Origin of the sequence: Pseudoalteromonas sp. S558, from assembly GCF_005886635.1 — a bacterium.
In the GTDB taxonomy this organism is placed as follows: Bacteria; Pseudomonadota; Gammaproteobacteria; order Enterobacterales; family Alteromonadaceae; genus Pseudoalteromonas; species Pseudoalteromonas aliena.
On record NZ_PNDU01000413.1, the window covers coordinates 1 to 2321 of the forward strand.

3 protein-coding genes are annotated in these 2321 nt (G+C 36.2%); 2 read left to right on the top strand and 1 reads right to left on the bottom strand.

Annotation, left to right across the window (positions count from 1 at the left end; genetic code table 11):
• The first annotated feature begins 104 nt into the window (after positions 1-104).
• Positions 105-710, top strand: a complete 606-nt coding sequence (locus CWB66_RS20185; protein WP_212747840.1) for an NAD(P)H-binding protein — start codon at positions 105-107, stop codon at positions 708-710.
• Between the two features lie 82 nt (positions 711-792).
• Here CWB66_RS20185 and CWB66_RS20190 read toward each other — a convergent pair whose 3' ends face one another.
• Positions 793-966: a Retron-type RNA-directed DNA polymerase gene (locus CWB66_RS20190; RefSeq protein ID WP_138586805.1), complete on the bottom strand. Its 174-nt coding sequence runs from the start codon at positions 964-966 to the stop codon at positions 793-795.
• Between the two features lie 397 nt (positions 967-1363).
• On the opposite strand from CWB66_RS20190, the gene CWB66_RS20195 reads away from it, so the two are divergent.
• Positions 1364-2119, top strand: a complete 756-nt coding sequence (locus CWB66_RS20195; protein ID WP_138586807.1) for a spermine/spermidine synthase domain-containing protein — start codon at positions 1364-1366, stop codon at positions 2117-2119.
• The last annotated feature ends 202 nt before the right edge of the window (positions 2120-2321 follow it).

Consider the following 2321-nt stretch of genomic DNA (forward strand, 5'->3'; position numbering starts at 1 on the left):
ATGCCGGTTTAGCGCCAAATGAATCTGAGGTCAGATACAAAGATTCTAAAACTGTGGCCAAATTTTATTGACCACTACAAAGGCAGCAAGATGGATTGTCTTATATGGATGTAGACTTTCAAGCGAATTTAAACTTACTTATAGAAGCTAAGCGTAGTGGTGTTAAAAAATTTATATATGTATCCGCTTTACATGGAGACAAACTTAAACAACTGAAAATATTCGAAGCCAAAGAAAAATTTGTTAAAGAGCTGAGTGAATCAGGTTTGGATTATTGTATAGTGAGGCCAACAGGTTTTTTCTCAGACATGGCTGAGTTTTACAAGATGGCAGATAACGGTCGGATTTATTTGTTTGGTAAGGGTGGGTATCAATCAAACCCTATACATGGAGATGATTTGGCTAAAGTGTGCATAGATGCAATCTCTAGTGTTGAAAAAGAGATTTTAGTTGGTGGGCCTGAAATATTTACTCAAATTGAGCTAGCAGAAGTTGCATTTGAAGCTGTTGGTAAACCGGTCAAAATAACGTTTATTCCCAATTGGATACGTATTTGTTTATTAACATTGTGTAAGTTATTTTTGAACGCCAAAAGGTACGGCCCTATTGAATTTTTCTTAAATGTATTGGTTTTAGATATGAAGGCACCTAAATTTGGCGTCCAGACATTAAGTCGATACTTCCAATCAATAAAGAATAAAGGCATATAATCGGGTAGCCGGAGGTCTCTAACCATCGGTCCCGACACCGCCCATCATGCGCTTTCTATTAGTAGGAAGTGCAATGGGCGGTTCACCTCCCGTAATGAATACCGATCCAAATATCTCTTAATGACACTAAACCTTGTGATGCTAAATAGTCATTACCTAGCGCAATGTTAATTCCTTTTGTTTTTGAGCTTCTACAAGGGCCTTTACTGGTGATACCACAGGCTATGGCGAGTCGTTCGCTAACACCTAATTTCATTAAACTGTGTAAATAAGGTTGACACCCACCTAACTATTGCATAAATCGCTAATTAAAACAGTGAGATACAGGATTAAAAACAAAATCACAGTGACATCCAATCTAAATTTCCCTATAGAAATAGGGCGACAAGTGCTGTTTATTAAAAAATAGCAAACGACTCGGCTGTATTCCCCCTGATTCCTTTAAGTAAAGTGCGGAATATTTAAGGGAATAAAGGTAAGCTCTTTTAACCTCAAAATTAGAGTCGCTCCATGCTCGTGCCTCTTCTTATAGAAACTTTTTAGTGTGTATAAATGTATATTTCAATAAAGAAGGCGGCATAAATGTTATTAATAACTGCCGATACGTTAAGTAAGTTATACTCACCTTTCAAAACCTCACCTATTGAGTATTCGTGGATATCAAAGGCATCTGTATCGCATCAACTATTGATGAACATGGCCCAGTTTATGTATATCAAACAAAAAAGAATCTAATCCTCAGTTTTGATGGGAAAATTTATCAAAGCTGTACAAAATTAAATAATATTAACGGGTTAAGCCTTGCTTATACGCAAGCTATGATGGCTGCACTCTTTTTTATACCTAACCTAAAAACGGCAATGATAATGGGGCTTGGTGCGGGTTCAATAGCCAAAAGTCTTTATCATGCTTTTCCTTCCCTCATAATTCATACTGTTGAATATCGCCAAGCAGTTGCTGATATGGCAATAAAGTATTTTAAAGTCCCTATGTCAAAACGTTTGTTGATTCATATTGATGATGCGGCAAACTACATGAAAAAAAATCGGATAAAAACTGATGTGATTTTTTCTGATTTATACAGCGCACAAGGGATGGAGTCAGATCAAGTGCAATCATCTTACTTACGTGATTGTAAAAATGCGCTTACTTTTGATGGCGTTCTCGTACTCAATATTTGCCATACGAAAGTTGGACAACGAGAGAAGTTTGACCAATTGCTTGATAAAGAGTTTGAAGGACACATTCTTAGTTTTATCATAGAAGGTGGTAATAAAATTATTTTTGCATTTAACAATAATATACCTTCATTGAGTAAAGATGAATTATTTGATAAAGCAATCGCGTTACAAAGAATAATAAATGTACCAATGACACGTTATGCTGAACTGTTATTTAATCACGTTTAATAAAAACAAGTGACAATAACTTTAGTGGTTTAATTTGCAGCAGACGTTTGGTATTTAGGCAAGGCAGAGCCTATGTAGTGTGGTTATTCCCCATAAATAGGCGATAACGCAGCATAAATGCCAAACATGCGCTGCCCTTTGAGCTCGATCTAGGGACAATTAACTCTTTGTTGCTCGGTTTTTACTTATTCTTACAGGGATG